This is a genomic window from Pseudoalteromonas sp. Of11M-6 (genome assembly GCF_022347905.1).
GTDB lineage: Bacteria > Pseudomonadota > Gammaproteobacteria > Enterobacterales > Alteromonadaceae > Pseudoalteromonas.
In genome coordinates, this window is the sequence record NZ_JAKRFW010000008.1 from 80099 (window position 1) to 99160 (window position 19062).

14 protein-coding genes and 1 other RNA gene are annotated in these 19062 nt (G+C 43.1%); 8 read left to right on the top strand and 7 right to left on the bottom strand.

The window, feature by feature from the left end:
* Position 1: 1 nt before the first annotated feature.
* Positions 2-1363 (bottom strand): ATP-binding protein, encoded by a 1362-nt coding sequence (locus tag MHN32_RS05815; RefSeq protein ID WP_239421165.1) that lies wholly within the window; start codon positions 1361-1363, stop codon positions 2-4.
* A gap of 3 nt (positions 1364-1366) precedes the next feature.
* Positions 1367-2053, bottom strand: a complete 687-nt coding sequence (locus tag MHN32_RS05820) for a response regulator (protein WP_102057398.1) — start codon at positions 2051-2053, stop codon at positions 1367-1369.
* A 207-nt stretch (positions 2054-2260) separates the two neighbouring features.
* Between MHN32_RS05820 and MHN32_RS05825 the strand changes: the two genes are divergently transcribed.
* Positions 2261-2722, top strand: coding sequence for a Spy/CpxP family protein refolding chaperone (locus MHN32_RS05825; protein ID WP_102057397.1), 462 nt, complete (start codon positions 2261-2263; stop codon positions 2720-2722).
* Positions 2723-3089: 367 nt separating this feature from the next.
* Positions 3090-3398 (top strand): helix-turn-helix transcriptional regulator, encoded by a 309-nt coding sequence (locus MHN32_RS05830; RefSeq protein WP_010606054.1) that lies wholly within the window; start codon positions 3090-3092, stop codon positions 3396-3398.
* Between the two features lie 80 nt (positions 3399-3478).
* Here the strand turns inward: MHN32_RS05830 and yacG are convergent, their stop codons facing one another.
* The gene (gene yacG / locus MHN32_RS05835) at positions 3479-3721 is read right to left on the bottom strand and encodes a DNA gyrase inhibitor YacG (RefSeq protein WP_029215840.1); all 243 of its coding nucleotides are present in this window, start codon (positions 3719-3721) and stop codon (positions 3479-3481) included.
* A 153-nt stretch (positions 3722-3874) separates the two neighbouring features.
* Between yacG and MHN32_RS23830 the strand changes: the two genes are divergently transcribed.
* A complete protein-coding gene (locus MHN32_RS23830) occupies positions 3875-6205 on the top strand; it encodes an ATP-binding protein (protein WP_206472197.1) in 2331 nt (776 codons plus the stop codon).
* 78 nt (positions 6206-6283) lie between these two features.
* Entirely contained in the window at positions 6284-6733 is a 450-nt protein-coding gene (locus MHN32_RS05845; protein WP_010372351.1) for a response regulator, read from the top strand.
* A gap of 46 nt (positions 6734-6779) precedes the next feature.
* Here the strand turns inward: MHN32_RS05845 and MHN32_RS05850 are convergent, their stop codons facing one another.
* The 4 genes from MHN32_RS05850 to rapA form a co-directional block, all read right to left on the bottom strand.
* Positions 6780-8138: an L-cystine transporter gene (locus MHN32_RS05850; protein WP_102057395.1), complete on the bottom strand. Its 1359-nt coding sequence runs from the start codon at positions 8136-8138 to the stop codon at positions 6780-6782.
* Between the two features lie 481 nt (positions 8139-8619).
* A non-coding RNA gene (ssrS, locus tag MHN32_RS05855) (6S RNA) lies at positions 8620-8802 on the bottom strand.
* A gap of 197 nt (positions 8803-8999) precedes the next feature.
* A complete protein-coding gene (gene rluA, locus MHN32_RS05860; protein WP_235366504.1) occupies positions 9000-9653 on the bottom strand; it encodes a bifunctional tRNA pseudouridine(32) synthase/23S rRNA pseudouridine(746) synthase RluA in 654 nt (217 codons plus the stop codon).
* A 103-nt stretch (positions 9654-9756) separates the two neighbouring features.
* Positions 9757-12654 carry an RNA polymerase-associated protein RapA gene (rapA, locus tag MHN32_RS05865; protein ID WP_239421167.1) on the bottom strand — a complete coding sequence of 966 codons (2898 nt, stop codon included), beginning with the start codon at positions 12652-12654 and terminating at the stop codon, positions 9757-9759.
* Between rapA and MHN32_RS05870 the strand changes: the two genes are divergently transcribed.
* From MHN32_RS05870 to MHN32_RS05885, 4 genes are all read left to right on the top strand, one after another.
* Positions 12653-12790 (top strand): hypothetical protein, encoded by a 138-nt coding sequence (locus MHN32_RS05870; RefSeq protein WP_227386905.1) that lies wholly within the window; start codon positions 12653-12655, stop codon positions 12788-12790. The two genes, rapA and MHN32_RS05870, sit on opposite strands and share 2 nt — an antisense overlap.
* A 158-nt stretch (positions 12791-12948) precedes the next feature.
* A complete protein-coding gene (locus MHN32_RS05875; protein ID WP_010606061.1) occupies positions 12949-14349 on the top strand; it encodes a PhoH family protein in 1401 nt (466 codons plus the stop codon).
* 122 nt (positions 14350-14471) lie between these two features.
* Positions 14472-18113 (top strand): response regulator, encoded by a 3642-nt coding sequence (locus tag MHN32_RS05880; RefSeq protein ID WP_239421177.1) that lies wholly within the window; start codon positions 14472-14474, stop codon positions 18111-18113.
* A gap of 9 nt (positions 18114-18122) precedes the next feature.
* The gene (locus tag MHN32_RS05885; RefSeq protein WP_102057391.1) at positions 18123-19025 is read left to right on the top strand and encodes a diguanylate cyclase; all 903 of its coding nucleotides are present in this window, start codon (positions 18123-18125) and stop codon (positions 19023-19025) included.
* Positions 19026-19062 lie beyond the last annotated feature (37 nt).

The following is a 19062-nucleotide window of genomic DNA, read 5'->3' on the forward strand; positions in this document are numbered from 1 at the left end:
GCTACCTGTGTAATGGAATTCGAATGCTGACTTGCAAACCAACATTATTACTAAATTCGATATGGGCATCATGTACTTTTAACGCGTGCTGCGCAATGGCAAGACCCAGCCCAAACCCGCCCATTTGATTTTTGCTTGGCGTACGTGCGCTCGACACTCTGAAAAATGGGATGCAAAGCTTGTCGAGCATATCTTCATTTACGCCTTTACCATCATCACTGATAGTGCATAGCAACTGATTACCGTCACTCTCAATATCGACATTAATAAGGCTAGTCGCATACTTAATTGCGTTACGAATAATGTTTTCGAATGCGCGGTTAAGTAGCATTGGGTCGCCATAAAGTGTTGCCTCGGGTAGTGCTGTGACGACAAGGTCCTTCCCTAATTGTTGTGCCTCAAACAGTGCATCTTCCAATATTGGGTCGAGCAGCTCATTGAGCTTAATTATCTGCTTATCGATTGGCACTTGATCCGCTTCGAGCTTAGATAAATGCAAAATATCGCTGAGCATATTTTCAACTAACTGAGCTTCACGTTCAATGCGCTCGATATAACTTTGGCTTTGCGCTGTGGCATGGCCTGCAGCGAGGCCTGTGGCCATTTGTAAGCGGGTGAGCGGTGAGCGTAGTTCATGGGATATATCAGCAAGCAAGCGTTTTTGATTGTTAACTAAAGACTCTAATTTATCAGCCATTAAGTTAAAATCATGACCCAGTTGACCGAGCTCGTCTTGGCGCTTGGTATTTATATCGGCTCTGCTCGACAATTCTCCACGGGAAAGTTTTGCAGCGGCTTTTTGTAGCTCTTTAATTGGCGACAATAGATCTCGAGTAAACCAAAAACACAGTAATAAGCTTGCGCCTAGCACGACCGCGATTTTTACCCAAAGCGGTAGGGTTCTTAATTTGATGAGTGCACTTGGGGTATGGTTTTCAAAAATTAAATAAAGACGATAACTTTCACCTTGAAGTGTAAGTTCTAGGGGGCCAAAAGCCTTGTACTCTGGGGTAAAAATAGCGACCGGTTTGGCATCTTCGGTAAAGCTGAGTAAATCTAAATTCAGCGTTTTTATATTGGGATCGGCGGCAACGCTTTTTTCGGCATCGCGGTGGCTCAAGTAGATATTTCGAGCCTTTCTTTTACGCAGTTTGGCGACCTTATTCAACTCAAAGTTGGGGCGCTCGCTTGCGCGTATTAACGCTTGTTCTAATTGTTTTAGATTTTGCAGCATGGGTTTTGAGATGCGGTGAGTTTCTACAACATCAGGTTGTAGCATGCTGATCCCAAGCAACAACAACATAGTGGCAATGATAGTGAGCCAAAACCAGGCAAAAACCTTAACAAGTAAGTACCGCTTCATTCATTACGCCTTTAGAAAAATATAGCCAGCGCCGCGGATCGTTTTGATATAAGTGTGTTCACTTAATGCGGCAATTTTCTTGCGAACGTTAGAGACATGCATATCGATAGAGCGATCATAAGGCACGAGTGGCCGGCCTAATACTTGTCGTGAAATTGTCTGCTTGTCGACCACTTCTCCTGCAGTTCTGACCAGCAAGTGTAGTACCTCGTATTCGGTGCCCGTCAGCGACAGCACCTCGCCATTAACAGTAGCGCTTCTCGAAGCAACATCTAAACGCAGCTGGTGGATAGTAAAGGTATCATCCGGGCTGTGTTGTTTATAATGATCGACGCGACGGGTAATAGCTTTAACGCGTGCGAGTAGCTCGCGGTGGTTAAACGGTTTTGGAATATAATCGTCAGCACCTAGCTCCAAGCCAAAGATGCGGTCAAAGTCATCGCCTTTTGCCGTTAGCATAATAACAGGTGTCATCTTCTGAACACGTAACGCCTTTAGTACTTCAAAACCATCCATTTCGGGAAGCATTACGTCTAACAATATCAGGTCGAAATTTTGCTTTAATGCCAGCTGTAGACCTTCTGTTCCTGTGTGGGCCATCGCCACTTCAAAGCCTTCTGCAGTGAAGTATTCTTTTAACAGGCTGCAAAGTTCTTGGTCGTCATCAATAAGTAAAATGGAATGTTTCATTGTCATACTTAGTCCAGCATTGTTGATTGGCGTTGGCCTGAATAGTTCGGCTCTAGCATATTACACCTTACTTCAACGCCTTATGTAAATTGCCTTTGCTTTTTTTTGCAAAGCACTGACAAAACTTTACCTCTGTCTGACGTTCCTTTTCTTTGTGCTTGCTAAATTTGGAAGTGACAAAGCAATGGCGAACAAGGAGCCAATACCATGAAATTACTATCTACTTTAGCATTAGTTACAGCACTTGGTGTATCGACTTTTAGCTTCACTGCAAACGCGGGACCTATGGGCGGGCAGCTTGAGCACTCAGCAAGGTTGCTACTATCTGATAAAGGCCAGAAGTTATTAGAGCTAACAGAAGCGCAGCAAGACCAACTAAAGACGATTTATGCGGATTACAAAACTGCAAAAAAAGCGTTAAAAGAAAGCGGGAAAGAAGCACATTCAACTTATCGTGAAGAAATGAAAGCACTTATGGCAGCCCCAGCCTTTGATAAGGTTCAAGCGCAACTTTTACTGGAAAAAGGCCAAGATAAAAAGCAAGCGTGGGCGCTACTTTCAATGGAAACTCGTCACAAAGTATTCCATGTATTGAATGAAGAGCAGCGCGATAAGCTCCAAGCACTTAAGTCACGTCGTAGCCACAAAGGCCATAAAAAAGCAAATTAAGTCTTTCTAACTTAGTCCTTACCTTCCCAGTAAGGACCTTATCATTTTCAAGCCTTTGTCACCTTCCTATAAAAATGAGAGCTTGTATTCCAGATTGATGTAGAGGACTGACCCCTTGGAATCAGTGTATAAAATATTACAACGGTTTGTACTGGTTTAAGTTACATGTTGATAACATGTTTGCGTTGTGATATTTTTCGATTAAGAGTACATCTAGCAAGTCTGCGGACAACTCTTTGAAATAGTGTCGAATTGAAAAATTCTTAATTTACGCGCACAAACTTTCCAATAACTTTTGCTTTCTTCTGAGTAACTAAGGGTATTCTTTGTTGTTGGCTGTTTGTTACTAGGTATCACTGAGGGAGACATGCAGACACCTGAAGAATACGAGGTGACACTTAGGATCCGAGAACTGCTAAAAGAACTCAAAAAGCGTAAAGGCTATACTAAAAAAACCATTAGCCAGAAGCTCGGAATAGGTCTCACCACACTAGACGACTATCTTAACGGAACAAGCTCATTTCGCTTAGGTACCTTAATTAAATTGTCGGAAATTTGTCGGATCCAATTAAGTGATATTTTGGAAGGAGCAGGGCATATTGCTAAAACTTACCAAAATGAAGTGAGAAGTTCAGAGTCAAAGACGGAAGAAGAGCAAGTAGAACAAGGTGACTAGTGATTTTACTGTGCTTGGTTTTTGCTTTTCTAAGCAAGTAGTTATGAGTGAGTAAAGGCCGAGATACTCGGCCTATAGATTTATTCTTTAAAAAAGTTTTCGTTGTTTTTTGCCAGCATCGCTTCTATATCTTCAATCAAACTTTCCGCATCTTGAGGCGTAAGTTCACCACTTTTCATCGGTGTAGAAATCGTATTTGATTCGTCAGACCAATCACCTAAATCAATTAATTGACAGCGTTTTGAGCAGAACGGACGAAATGGACTTTTATCCGACCATTCAACAGCCTGTTGGCAGGTTGGACACTTTACTGTGGTTGTCATAATACACTTACTTTTTACTTCGTGATTGTGTAAGTCTAATCGCATTTTATCGCTTTGTGAACTGAACGCATATCTACTCTGAACAGCTTGCATGCTAGGTGGGGATCCGTGATAGGATGGTAAAGCTAGGTAAAAGGAGAGGATGTATAAAAGGTGGAGAAGTTCGAAGCAACACTAGACAATTGTCATAAAGAGCCAATTCATATTCCAGGTTCAATTCAGCCGCATGGCTATTTATTGCTATTCGACACCAACACATTAACACTACGCTACTTTAGCGAAAATTTTGCCGAACTTGTAGGGCTTGAGCCTAGCGCTTTAGTCAATACTCATGCTGAAACGATTTTTGAGTCTCCTTTTTTTGAGTTGTTAGCCAGTAATGCTAACTCCTCTGAAATCCATCGTTTGAATCCGATGACGGCCACCATAAAAACCAAGGATGCAAAGTGGGTTGAACTTTCTGTAGTTGCAAGTCAAAACGAAGCTGGTCTCATTTTAGAGCTTGAGCAAAACACGGCGCAAGGCGTTGAAATCAATCATTCAATGCAACACCTTATGAAGCACTCACTGTCTAGTATGGTTGACTCTCAATCTTTACAAGCTTCGTTCGAGATGGCTGTGGAAGAAATTAGAGAGTTAACGCAATTTGACAGGGTGATGCTGTATAAATTTGATCACGAGTATAATGGTGAGGTGGTCGCAGAATCGAAGCGTAATGATCTTAATTCCTTTTTAAACCAACATTTTCCTGAGTCTGACATTCCAAAGCAAGCAAGAGCGCTATATTTAAGAAACCCTATTCGTTTGCTTGCTGATGTTGACAGTGAAAATTCACTGCTTTATCCGCAAGATAAGCCAATTGACTTAAGTGCCTGTATTTTACGTAGTGTTTCGCCAATTCACTGCCAATATTTACGCAATATGGGCGTTCAGGCAACCATGTCTATCAGCATTATCGTTGCTGGTAAGCTTTGGGGGCTGATTGCCTGCCACCACTACGAAAAGCACGTAGTGCCATTTAACATCCGTGAAGTCGCTCAGTATATGGGGCTGATGCTATCTTACTTAATTTCTCTTAAAATTTCGTCTTTAGAAGCAATGGCAGAAGCCAAAGCCCTGACATTGAGCTCGTCTGTTACTGAACGTATGGCAAAAGAGATCTTTTTTGTAGATGGCCTGCGCTATGAATCCGCGGCATTGCAAGAAATGATGAAATCCAGCGGTGTTGCGTGGCGTGTTGAAAGTGATTTGGAGTGCTACGGGCAAACTCCTGCAAAGGCGGATATTGAGAGTATCTACCGCTGGCTTGCGGAGCATCAACTTGGTGATGACTCCATTTTTTATTGTCATAGCTTAGGTGAACTTAACGAAACATTTAAAACATTTGCGAAAACGGCGAGTGGCGTGCTATTGATGCCACTTTCTGCGGATGCTAATCACTTTATTATGTGGTTTAGAAAGGAAGTTATTCAAACCAAAAACTGGGGAGGGAAGCCTGAAAAATCCATTGAGTTTTTGGATGATGGTAGCCACCGTTTAATGCCGCGTAGTTCGTTTAAGTTGTGGGTCGAGAATGTGAAGTGCAAATCTCACCCTTGGACGGAAGCTGAAGTAAGTTGTGCATTGAAGTTTCGTAATACGTTGGTTAATTATGTGTTGGCTAAATCAGAGCGATATAAAAAGCTCAATGCAATTCTAGAGCAAAAAGTTACTAAGCGTACCGAAGCGTTGGAAAATGAGATCACTTCGCGTCGTACTGCTGAGCAATTACTGACGATAGCACTTGAAAAAGCACATGAGTCGAATCAAGAGCTGGAGCGTTTTGCCTTTTTAGCATCCCATGATCTACAAGAGCCGCTTAGAAAAATCCAAATGTTCGGTGATCGGATCCAATGCTCTGCAGAGGGACTAAATGAAAGACATGCGTCCTACCTTAAGCGTATGATGGATTCTGCGGAGCGAATGCAAAAGTTGATCAAAGGGCTACTAAGTTTTTCACGGATTGACCGTAAAGGTGAGTCATTTAAATCATTTGATGGCGATAATGCGTTAGCTGAAACCTTACTGGATCTTGAGTTAGTGATTAAAGAGTCAAACGCTCAAGTGGATACCACAGGGCTTGGTGATGTTTTTGGAGACCGTAGGCAGTTGCAACGCGTGCTGCTAAACTTAATCAATAATGGGATTAAATTTAGTGCGCCAGAAAGAACGCCGCGGGTCTCGATTAGCAGCGAACGTAAAGCAAATGAACTGATCGTTGCCGTTAAGGATAACGGGATTGGTTTTGATCCTGAATTTAGTGAGCAGATCTTCAATCTTTTTGAAAGATTACATGGTCGTAGCGCATATGCCGGTACAGGACTTGGACTTGCTATTTGTAAAAAAATCGTCGAAAGACACCATGGTCGCATATGGGTCGAAACGGAAGTAGGGCAAGGCTCTACTTTCTATTTTAGCTTGCCGATTTCGGCGCAAGAGAGTTAACTTAGCTGTAGAACCATTGATGCGGTTCTGATATCAGCATACAAACTCGAGGTTAATGCGAGTTTAAGGAGAGTGTGTATGGTTCATCATCATGATTTAATTAAACAGCTTCACTCTGTAAACTATATCTTGGTTGCGGATGATGATTTCGACGACCAAGAATTAATCCGTGATGCATTTGAAGACAACGGCGTGATGGAGGCTAAGTTACAATTCGTAAGTGATGGCGTTGAGTTGATTGAGAAACTCAATAGCACTGAGCTATTACCCAGCCTTATTATTCTTGATTTAAATATGCCACGAAAAAGCGGTAAAGATGTATTGGCTGAGATGCGCGGGGCTGCAAACCTTAAGCATATTCCGGTTATTATGTTCAGTACATCGGATTCTGAGCTAGATATAAAACAGTGTTACTTGCTTGGGGCAAATTCTTATATGACCAAACCGTCTCAATATCATGAGCTGGTTGATTCAATGAAGTCCTTGCTGTCCTTTTGGCTTGGCACTGCAAAGCTCGTGATCGATTAGAAGTGAAGGGCCAGAATAACTAGCTGGCCCTTAAGCTGTTATAGCACTAAATAGCTTCGTTGGTATGCTTTTGCTTTAACAAGCGACTTGTCACTGTACCTGCGGTCATTGAGCCCGATACATTGAGTGCCGTTCTTGCCATATCAATTAGTGGCTCAATAGAAATAAGCAGCGCTGCAATTGTCACTGGTAGTCCCATCGCAGGCAGTACCACCAACGCCGCGAAAGTGGCACCACCTCCAACACCCGCAATACCAAACGAACTAATTGCAACCATAGCCACTAATGAGACAATAAAGTCGAGTGCGAACGGGTCAATTCCTACAGTCGGCGCAACCATTACAGCAAGCATTGCAGGATAAATGCCAGCGCAGCCATTTTGTCCGATTGTCGCACCAAACGATGCAGAAAGGTTTGCAATCGCAGGGGGAACATTAAGCTTGTGGATCTGCGCTTCAACATTCAATGGGATGGTTGCCGCGGAGCTTCTAGAGGTGAAAGCAAAAGTTAAAACAGGCCAAATTTTTTGGAAGAAATGCTTTGGGTTTTCACCAACCAAAGTAACTAGTAAGCCATGCACCACAAACATCAGTAAAATGGCAACGTAAGAGGCAATAATAAAACCGAGTAAGCTAATAATGTCAGCCATGCTTGATGTGGCGATCACTTTGGCCATCAAACCAGCTACACCATAAGGTGTAAGGGCGATGATCATACGTACTAATCTCAACACAACTGCCTGTGCGCCTTCAACTGCATTTTTTATTGGACTACTTAAATCTGATTCTTCCATGATGGCTCTACGAGCAGCAATACCAGTTAACACACCAAAAATCACCACTGCGATAATCGAGGTCGAGCGCTCGCCAGTCAAGTCAGCAAACGGATTGGTTGGTACAAAGCTAAGCAGCATTTGTGGAATGGTTAAATCGGCAACGGTTGTTGCACGTTCTTCAAGTACCGCTATTCTGGCCGTTTCGCGTGCACCTTCAACCAAGCCTTGTGCGCTTAAACCAAATGCTTGAGTGATAAAAATACCAATGAGCGCTGCAATGGCCGTGGTAAAAACTAAAATTGCGATGGTGACAAACGAGATCTTTCCAAGAGAGCCTTGATTATCTAATTTTACGACCGCGGCAATCATAGAAACTAAGACCAATGGCATAATCACCATTTTGAGAAGATTGACATAGCCGCTACCAACAATCGCAACCCAATCTAGTACGGTCTGTTTGGTGGTTAAATCACCTGAGAAAACAAATTGTAAGGCGAGTCCAAATAGGCTACCCGCAACTAAGCCTAGTAATACCGTTCGTGACAGGGTTTCGGAGCGCTGTTGAAAGCGATAAAGACCGAAAAGTATGGCAATAAAAACCGCAAACGCGGCGATAACAGCAAAAGACATCAGAATACCTTTCGAAATATATGAAAATAACGCGCTACTATAGAGGTTTTGTTGATTTGGCTAAAATATTCTTTGACTATGGAATAGAACAAAAGGTTATCAATAAAAATGAAAGTTTTTAATGGTTTTTCCTTTCATATAAAGATGTTTTGTAGTGAGTTGGTACTAACTCATAGTAATTAAAAACACTGAGATATGCGCTTAGCTTACAATAATCTTTCGTAGCAGCGAGTTTATCTCGCGACTCTTTTCTAGAGTTATCTCGCGACTCTTTTCTAGAGTTATCTCGCGACTCTTTTCTAGAGTTATCTCGCGACTCTTTTCTAGAGTTATCTTTTCTAGCGTTTATCTCGCAATTTCTTTTGCTTTGCGACGTTAACCGTGTGGCCGCTTTTATAGTATGGAGTTGGGTATACGGTTTATTGAGTAGGTGTAAAAGCGAGTTAGCTCTGAGGCAATGACAAGCGTAGAGTGGGAAAGGTTGTTCCCCGGCTTCGCGGATGCCGATGTCAGCCCTTGAACCCTGAGGTTCAAGGCGGAGAGCAACAGCCTACCGTAGGCTTCTCGGTACATGCCGAGCATGCTCAATAGTAAACAAACTGCTATCCTAAACGAAATTTATCGGCTCAGGGACTTAATCAGCTGTCCTACGAGCTAGGGAACAATTACAGTATATAAAACATCTGCCGATCACGAAACCATAGTAATGCAATTTATGTGTTAACCGCGTGCTTTTTACTCGCTTTGTTTAGTGACTAAGCAAACGTTAATCTGAGCGTTTGCTGGCAACGCTAAATTTGCTTAATTTTTCGAAGGCCACAGCTTCTGGACCGTTTCAAACTAACAGAGTAAACAGGTTACTTAGAAAGGAACCGGTGCAGTAAAGGTCATCATCTCTGCAGTTGTTGGATGTGAAATTTGTAGCATCTCTGCATGCAACTGTAGACGTGAAGCCGCCGCTAACGCCTCTCCCGTAGCGTATAGTCTATCACCTAGGATAACGTGTCCAAGCGAAAGCATATGTACTCTGAGTTGATGAGAGCGTCCTGTGATGGGGGTTAGCTTTACGCGTGTTGCTTGTGCTTCATATTCCATAACTTCAAAATGCGTTAATGAAGGTTTTCCGGTCTCATGACAAACCATTTGCTTAGGGCGGTTAGGCCAATCACACACCAGCGGTAAATCAACAGAACCCGTTTGCTGTTGTAATTTGCCATGAACCCGGGCGATGTAGTGTTTGTGGGTTAACCGGTCTTGAAATTGAATACTTAGATGGCGATGCGCTGCTTTATTCATAGCAAGGCACAGCACGCCGGATGTTGCCATATCAAGGCGATGCACAATTCTTGCCGTAGGGTAGACAAAATTCACTCTGGCGATAGCGCTGTCCCAATGCTTTGGATCTTTACCAGGTACGGTGAGTAACCCGCTTGGTTTGTTGATCACCAGCATATCTTCATCTTGGTACAAAATATCAAGATAGGGAGAAAGGGGGGGAGCGTAATTTAGTAACACCAGCTGCCTCAGCATGAACAGAACGAAGCCGGGTATTATATATGAGTTGCTAAGTGAGCGGTAGCGAGAAAGAGAGCCGCAGCTCTCTCTCGGTGTGGGAGGTTTACTGGTTTGCAACCACAATTAAACGAATCGCATCCAACTTAAGCTGCGCTTTTTCAATGTGTGTGCTCAGCTCAGCCCTTTGTTTATCAAATACTTGAACTTCTTCATCACGGATGTTCGGATTGATAGCCTTAAGTGCTTGTAAACGACCTTGCTCATCACCTAATTGCTTTTGCATTTTATCCATCGCGTTGGCTTGAATGCTTTCAAGTTGAGTTTGTGCAATATCGCCAGCTTTAGTAATAAGCGGGTGAATAGCGCTTTGTAGCGCATTAACTAGCTTGCTGCCGGTTTGTCTGCCAACGGCAGAAAGCTGTTGATTGAATGCATCAAACGCCACGTTTTGGGCTAAGTCATTGCCACCTTTATCCATTAGAATACGAATTGGTGTTGGCGGTAAAAAGCGACCTACTTGAAGAGACTTAGGCGCAGAAGCTTCTGCAACGAAGATCATTTCAACAAAGAAAGTACCGACAGGTAGCTTGTTGTTTTTAAGCAGTGCCACTGACGCACAACCAAAGTCATCGTTACAGATCATATCCATTACGCCGCTGACCATGGGGTGATCCCAGCTGATGAAATGCGCGTCTTCTTGTGACAGAGAGGTGTTACGGTCAAAAGTCACTGTGATGCCATCGTCTTTCAAACAAGGGAAAGAAGGGTTAAGCATGTGCTCGGTAGGTTTGAGAATAATCGTATTCTCGCCTTTGTCTTCTTGGTTAACACCAAAAGTATCAAACACATTAATCATAAACGCAGGCAAAATGACGTCGTTATCAAGTGCCTCAAGTTCAGCAACGATATTATCTGTTTTACCTTGACCACTTGAGTGAAGCTCAAGTAGGCGGTCTCGACCTTGCTCCATCTTTGTGCGCAGCTGAGCATTTTCTTTTGCGGCTTGCTCCAATAGAGGATCTAATTCGTCTTCGTCACAGTTGTGCTCAGCGATCAGCGCTAACAAATCATCAGAGAAAGACTTATACAGCATTTGCCCCGTGGTGCTGGTGGTTTCAAACGCATCTAAGCCCTTGTGATACCAACGTAGTAATACTTCTTGTGCGGTACTTTCAAAGTAAGGCACGTGAATATTAATGTCGTGCTTTTGACCAATGCGGTCAAGACGACCAATACGTTGCTCAAGTAAGTCAGGGTTAAGCGGTAGGTCAAATAGCACCAAATGATGTGAGAACTGGAAGTTACGACCTTCAGAGCCAATTTCAGAGCAGAGCAATACTTGCGCGCTATCATATTCATCAGCAAAAAACGCTGCTGCGCGGTCGCGCTCGATGATAGACATGCCTTCGTGGAACACCGCCGCTTTAATCGCTTCGCGCTCACGTAATACTTGTTCAAGGCTAATTGCGGTTTCCGCTTTGGCACAAATAAGCAGTACTTTTTCGTGCTTTAACTCTTTTAATTTAGCAATCAACCACTCGACGCGCGGGTCAAACTGCGCCCAGCTGCTTCCTTCACCTTCAAACTCTTGGAAGATTTTTTCAGGGAACAAAGCACGCATCGCGTTAAATTCAGGACTTTGAATACCACCAATGTTACCCATTACCGACATTGCTGTTTTGTATTGCTTCGGTAAAGGTACTGGGTATTGATGTAACAAACGACTTGGGTAGCCATCAATGCCACTGCGGCTATTTCTAAATAGAATACGGCCAGTACCATGACGGTCTAGTAGCATAGACAAGATTTCAGCTTTGGCGTCGCTATCGCCACTTTGTGCCTTTGCTAGTAGCTCAGAAATATCGGTTTCTTTTAGCAGTGTACAAAGTGTTTGCTCTTCTTTTGCGTCTAATTTTTTGTCTTGTAGTAGGTTGTTCGCGGCTTCTGCGACTTCTTTATAATGACTTTCTTCTTCAACGAACACGTCGTAGTCGTAGAAGCGGTCTGGATCGAGTAGCTGTAAACGCGCAAAGTGACTGCGGTGACCCAGTTGGTCAGGTGTTGCAGTCAATAAGATAAGTCCAGGAATATCTTGAGAAAGCTCAGCAATACGTTGATATTCGGTGCTTGGCTTTTCCTTTGTGACCGTCAGGTGGTGCGCTTCATCGACAATCAGTAGATCCCAATCAGCGAGTGTGGCTTGTTCAAACCAGCGGCGCTTTTTGGTAATAAACTCTAGGCTAACCAGTACTAGTTGTTCTGTTTCGAATACATTCGGTGCATCTGCATAAGCTTCGCTACAACGCTCTTCGTCAAAAATAGAAAAGTGTAGGTTAAAGCGGCGTAGCATCTCTACCAGCCATTGGTGTTGTAAGTTCTCAGGAACCACGATCAACACACGGTTGGCACGACCTGAGAGAATTTGCTGGTGTAAAATCATGCCCGCTTCAATGGTTTTACCTAGGCCTACTTCATCAGACAGAAGTACGCGAGGTGCAAAGCGCTTACCGACTTCATCGGCAATATAGAGCTGGTGTGGAATAAGGCTAGCGCGCTGACCTATCAATCCTTTAAGGTGAGATTGTTCTTTATCAAACTGGTGTTGCCAAGTTTGATAGCGCAGAGTGTAGCGATCAAAACGGTCGATTTGGCCTGCAAATAGACGATCTTGAGGTTTATTGAACTTGAGGAAGTGATCAAGAAAGGTCTCTTTGAATGAAGTCTCTTCTTCATTATCAACTCGAGTACCATGATAGCAAAATAGTCCATCTTGCTCTTCCACGCTGTCAACACGTAGTTCCCACTCTTCAACATGGCGGATCACATCGCCTGGGTTGAATACAACTCGAGTTACAGGCGCTTCCTGTACTGAGTAAACACGGTTTTCTCCGCTAGCGGGAAATAAAATAGTCACTTGACGCCCCTCAAGTGCCACTATTGTACCTAATCCCAAATCTGATTCCGTATCACTGATCCAGCGCTGACCTAAGGAAAAATTCATGGTTATCTCGTCTATGCAGAAAAAAGGCGGCTATGTTACCTATTCATGTCGGTTTGTTCAATACACAACAGTGACTCAAGCCTTTATTTATCAGGCACTGACGCCTTTTCTATTTAGTTGGCATGGCAATCGCTAACTAGTTGTTTTTTATAAATATGCAAGTTGGATTTTCTACTGTCATAAAAGCGACTTTTGCGACAAATAGACTAAACTTGAACTATACCCAAAACATAATTAACCGCAGTGTTGTGTATTGGGTATAGCATAATAATCTGTAAACAACAGGAATGCGCTATGGTAAAACAAGACAAAGACCATAAAGTGTACGTGCTCGACACCAACGTACTTCTCCATGAACCACTCGCTTACCTTTCCTTCCAAGAACACGATGTTGTGATTCCCATGACTGTCCTTGAAGAACTCGATCACATTAAAGATCGAAAGAGTGACGTGAGCCGAGACGCAAGAGTTGCCATTCGTGGGTTAGATGATGTGCTTCGCGATGCAACACCAGAGCAAATGCTAGAGGGGGTAGCGCTACCAACATTGAGGATAGAAAGTCACCGAACGCCTTGTTCAGGTAAATTGATTATTGTAAACGATCACTTGTTTCCTGATTCCATCTCCGGGTTACCCGGCAACGAAAATGATCACCGCATTATTAATTGTGCGGTACATTTGCAAACTCAGTACAGCGACAAAAAAGTGGTGCTGGTTACCAAAGACATCAATATGAGACTGAAAGCGAAAGGCGCTGGACTCAAGTATGTTGAAGATTATCGTACCGATCAACTGATTGACGACATTGCGCTTTTAACCAGTGGCTTTAAAAAGGTTGAAGGCGATTTTTGGCAAAATGTTGGTGAGTGTCAAACGCAGCAGGAAGGGCGATACACGGTTCATGATGTGCCAAAATCACTCGTACCAGATGTGTTCTGTAATGAGTATCTGATAGATGATACTAATCACTTCGCAGCTCGGGTTGTGGGATACGATTCTGAGCACATTCGATTAAAAGACTTAGGCGTTGAACGTTTGATGCACCGTCAAGCATGGGGAGTGAAACCGAAGAATATCAACCAAGGTATGGCGCTGGATGCATTACTTGATACTGACATTGAGCTGGTGATATTAACAGGACCTGCGGGGTGCGGAAAAACCTTATTGGCGCTTGCCAGTGCGCTTGAAATGATCATCGAAAAAGGAATTTACGACAAGGTAATTGTGACGCGAAATACGCCTGAAATAGCTGAAAGTATTGGCTTTTTACCAGGCACGGAAGAAGAGAAAATGGCCCCTTGGCTTGCGGCAATCACAGATACCTTAGAAGTGCTTCACAAACACGATGAAAGCCCAGTGACTAGCCGAAACTATATTATGGAAAAGGCGAACATTCAGTTCAAATCGGTGAACTTTATGCGTGGCCGAAGTATTCAAAATGCGGTCGTTATTTTAGATGAGAGCCAAAACTTAACGGCATCACAGTTAAAAACCATCATCACTCGCTGCGGTGAGGGAACCAAATTAATTTGTACGGGAAACCTCGCCCAGATTGATAGTAATTATCTCACCCCAGTGACATCAGGGTTAACTTATATTGTCGAGCGCTTTAAAGACTTTGAAGGTAGCGCTACCATTAACTTAAACGGTGTAGTACGAAGCCGCTTGGCAAGTTTTGCTGAAGAAAATTTATAACTTGCCTTGAGCCGACTGGCTCGTTACTCTTTTGCTAACACTGTGTGCAAACGGGAACGAGCCAGTAAATGGATGCGACAAAAGAATTTTTACCACTAAAAAGTTACCGAAAGGGAATTTTAGTGGCGGTAATAATACCCATCCTACTTGTCCTCGTCTTAGCTTACCATCTCTATCAAATTAAACTCGAACGCCAGTACAAAGTACGTTTTGGCCAGTATGAATATGTTTCTCAGCAGCTGAAACAAGAGTTTTATGCTGCACATGTCGTTCTTGATAGTATCGCCGTTAACCTAGCGCAGCCAATTTCTTTTCAAAAGCCGCCAGAGTGGTTAGAAGATATAGAGCAACACCCTGAACATTATTATCATGCGTTACCAAACAATGGTGGAGAGATTGTTGGTCGTGGGCAAGTCAGTGAAGCGCTTTTTGCCACTAAACGATGGCAAACCGTATTATCGCTTAATACCGCTTTTGATGCCGCACTCGCGTTGCAAGGTGGATTGTATGCGGTCGCATACATAGAAGATGATGGTTTTGCGTATGTTAAGCGTCGAGATGCGTCAAGCAGCCATTTCATCACCCGGTTAGTTCAAGGTAAGTTCGAACCCGACTTTAGCTTGGGCAATATAGTCGTTGGTCCACCCGTGAAGTTTTTCGATAGACAAATGTTTGCGCTCGGTAAGAAATTATCAACGGTGGATAACGCCCATGTATTGATGATCTACGATAGCGATATTATTGATAGGTGGTTGTTAAACATCGGCTCCTTAGACGGTACGATGGAATTTAAAAACCAAAGCGATGAGATTATCGCGGGGAAGCGTTATGACCACGACCACGATGGTGTTGTGAATTCATCAGCACCTTGGCAGTACGGACTGCACTTTATTGCAAAGCCCGCCAAAGAACCTATCAGTTTAAACTATCATGAAAGTTATGAGCAGTTTGCCGCTCCGCTACAGCGGGAGATCTTGCTCGAACTTGCACTATTACTGTTTTTTATTCTTTTTACCTTTGTGACTATTGTATGGTTAAGCGGACAAATATTTGTCCGACCTCTAAAGCATTTTGTGAATTATCTATCTTTGCAAGAGCATACACCACAAGCCACTTTAAACTATCCCATCCCCTCAGAATGGCAACCTTGGTTTATACAAATCAAACAGGTGGTGGAGCAAAAATCGCGCTTAATGCATGCCCTTAAGCAACATAATCAAGAACTAGACGACGAAATTAAGCGTAAACAACAGGCATTAAAGCAAAGTTTTGAGGCAAAAGAGCGTCAAGCTGCTTTGCTAAATGCAGTGCTTGACTCTGTGCCCGATATTATCTATTTCAAAAATATAGACGGTTCATTCATAGGCTGTAATCGCGCGTTTGAAGAGTTTATGGGGGTTGATAAGTCGGATTTAGTTGCGAAAACACAACCTGAAGTGACATCTGGATTAACCATTTTACTTGAGCAAGAAGCGGCGATGGAGCGCTCGCAAGAACAAGTGGCAACTAATTTTGTCCTTGGGGCAAATACCTACTTTTTGACTATCACGCCATTGAAATCGGAAACTGGAAAGCTCATCGGTTGTTTGGGGGTTGCGAGAGATATTACTGCCGCACAAGAGGCATATAATGCCCTAAGAGACTCTGAAGAAAACTTTAGGGCAGCGACTGAGTTTGCACCTAATGGCGTTATTTTGGCTGCGATCAGCGGTAAAATTTTGGAGATGAACAAGGCTGCCAAACGTTACTTATCACTTGATAAGAATACCGGAGAAAAGCAGCTGGAACGCTTGTTTGATGAACAAAACTGGCAAGAGCTGAAGCCTGTCTTGGCTGGGCTATTAAAAGAGCAAAAGAAAGTCGTTGAGCACATGATTTCACAGTCGGGTAAGCACCGCTGGTTACAATTGAGTATTTCTTTAGTTTGGGATAAAAATAAGCGCCCTAAGTATTACGTGATCCATATTCAAAATATCACTGGTCTGCTGTTAGCGAAGCAAGATGCTGAGCGCGCAACGCTTGCCAAAAGCCGCTTTATCGCGAATATCAGCCATGAAATTAGAACGCCAATTAATGCCATATTAGGTCTGGCGGATATGATCAAAAGTGAGGCGCTGACGCGAGTTCAGAGTAAAAAATTGCAGCAGCTTTCTGGGGCTGCAAACGAGCTGCTCACCATGCTCAACAGTATTTTAGAGTTTGCCAAAGTAGAAAGTCATCAAGGCACAATTCAATACGAGACATTTCAAACCTGCCATGTATTTACCACGATAGAATCACTGATTAAGCCTTTATGTATACAAAAAGGCTTGGAGTTTGAGTTACAGGTCGACCCTCAAGTTTGGCCTTACCTTTACAGTGATGAAGATAAAGTAAAGCAAATCTTAGTAAACCTACTTGGTAACGCCGTAAAGTATACCAACCATGGTAAGGTGGGTCTGAAAGTAACGTTAACTAATGATAGAGCTGCAAAACAAACCATAAAGTTTGCTGTTTGGGACACTGGCGTTGGGATCAAATCGCAAGAAATTGAACACCTTTTTGATGCATTTACCCAAGGTGATGAAAGCTTCACACGTCGTCACGAAGGCATTGGTTTGGGGCTTGCGATTGTGAAGCAAGAAGTTGCACTCTTAGGTGGCGATATTGCGGTTAACTCAACCCCGAACGAAGGAAGCTGCTTTTTCTTTGAATTGGTGCTAGATAAAGGCGCTTGTCCAGTTGTGGATAGTCACAAAGAAGTTTACTGTCTCACCACCGAAGCACATAGCTTACCAAGCTATTTTTCAGGTCTTGCGGAACCTTTATCTGTTGAGCGATTGCACGCGATGCATGCTCAGCTCGACAAGTCTATTGTTGTTATTCCGCCGGAAACCTCGCTTGACCCCGCTTATGCGCTACCTGGAAATACCGCATTACTACTGCATTGTGAAGGGGAGTTTCCTGAGCAAAGTAACCATATTGCGCTTAATCAAAGTGTGTTTTACCAATCAGCTTATACTTGGCTTGCTGAATTTGCCCATATGACGCAAACCGTCGACAACGTGTGTATGCAAGTTGCTGGTGCGCTTTGCTTAGTGGTCGACGATAACAACTTAAATTTGGATATTACTGAAAATATGTTGAAGCAGAATGGTATTTCTACCGTAGGGCTACAAAGCGCGGAACATATTGAGGAAGTTTGCCGCTCACTGCAACCAGATATCATCCTGATGGATATCCATATGCCAAACATTGATGGCTATCAAGCGACCAAGCAGATCAGAGCCGTATGGTCTGAAACTGAGCTGCCCGTTATCGCCTTGACCGCCAATGCAAGTAAAGAAGAGCGGGCGAAAGCCACAGCCGTTGGCATGAATGATTATTTGGTAAAGCCGATCAATAGCACACAGGCGTGCAAGGCATTGGCAAGTAATATTTTCCAGTCAGATAAAACAGAAGAAATCTTTTTCGATTATGAGTTTGCTTTATCACAAATGATGCAAAATGAAACGTTTTTGCAAACAATGTTAGATAAATTTGCTAAACTTTGCCATGATTACCTAGAACAGGTTGCTGAAATAGAGCAAGGTTCAGCATTATTCGAGTTAGCACACGGAATTAAGGGCGCAGCTGCTGGTCTGGGTTTTAAGCGACTGGCGAAAGTTGCAAAAGACCTTGAAACGCAAAGCAAAACGATCACAACAATAACAAATCGCACTGACTTGGATGTGTTAACAAATGCACTTTCACAGGTGGTGTGCTTTATCGAGCTAAAAAGGTAGCGTCATAAGATGCAGCAAGCTGAGCACATTTTTATTATTGATGATGACCCAATAAATAAGATGGTCCTAAGTAATACATTAGGTGACGGCCATCGGTTATCCCATAGCACTGACGCTAAGTTATGTATTGATGAACTAAAAGTAAGCAAACCAGATCTTATTATTTTAGATGTGTTAATGGCTGACGGCGCTGGCTTTGCTGTTTTAGAGTGCCTGAAAAAGGACGCGAGCACTTACGGTATTCCCGTTGTCGTGATCTCCGGTAGTGTGAGCTTTAAAGATGAAGCACGAGGTTTGGAGTTAGGGGCTGTGGATTATATTACTAAACCCTTTAACCCTTTGATTGTAAAAGCCAGAATCAAAAACCATTTAGCAATAAAAAAGAAAAATGATCTGCTAGAAAAGCTAGCCTCTATCGATGGTTTAACAGAGTTGCCCAATCGCAGGTATCTAGATGAAGCGATGAAATCAGCTTTAGAGAGCGCAAAAGCTGATGGCAGTGCGTTTACCGTAATGCTGGTTGAGGTGGACTATTTTAAAACGTTTAATGAGCATTATGGCTATATGCATGGTGATGACTGCTTATTTAAGGTAGCCAAAGCGCTAGAAGAAGCCGCAACCCGACGTTCTTTATTTATTGGCCGTTTTGACGGTACCCGTTTTGCGTTAGTGCTAACTCAGCATAATATCGACATAATTAATGAAATAGCAGAAGCGTTGCACGACTCGGTTAACGCGTTAAAAATCCCCCATATTGCCTCACCCATATGTGCGCATGTGAGCGTTAGCATTGGTGCAGTTCATATTGAAAATCACTGTAGTAATGAGCTCGGTGAGCTGATCAAAATGGCCGATAGCGCACTTGCCGTTGCACAAAAACAGCAAAGTACGGTTTTTATTAAAGTGTTATAAATATCTAAAGCCATATGCGGGGGCTAAAGCATATCCG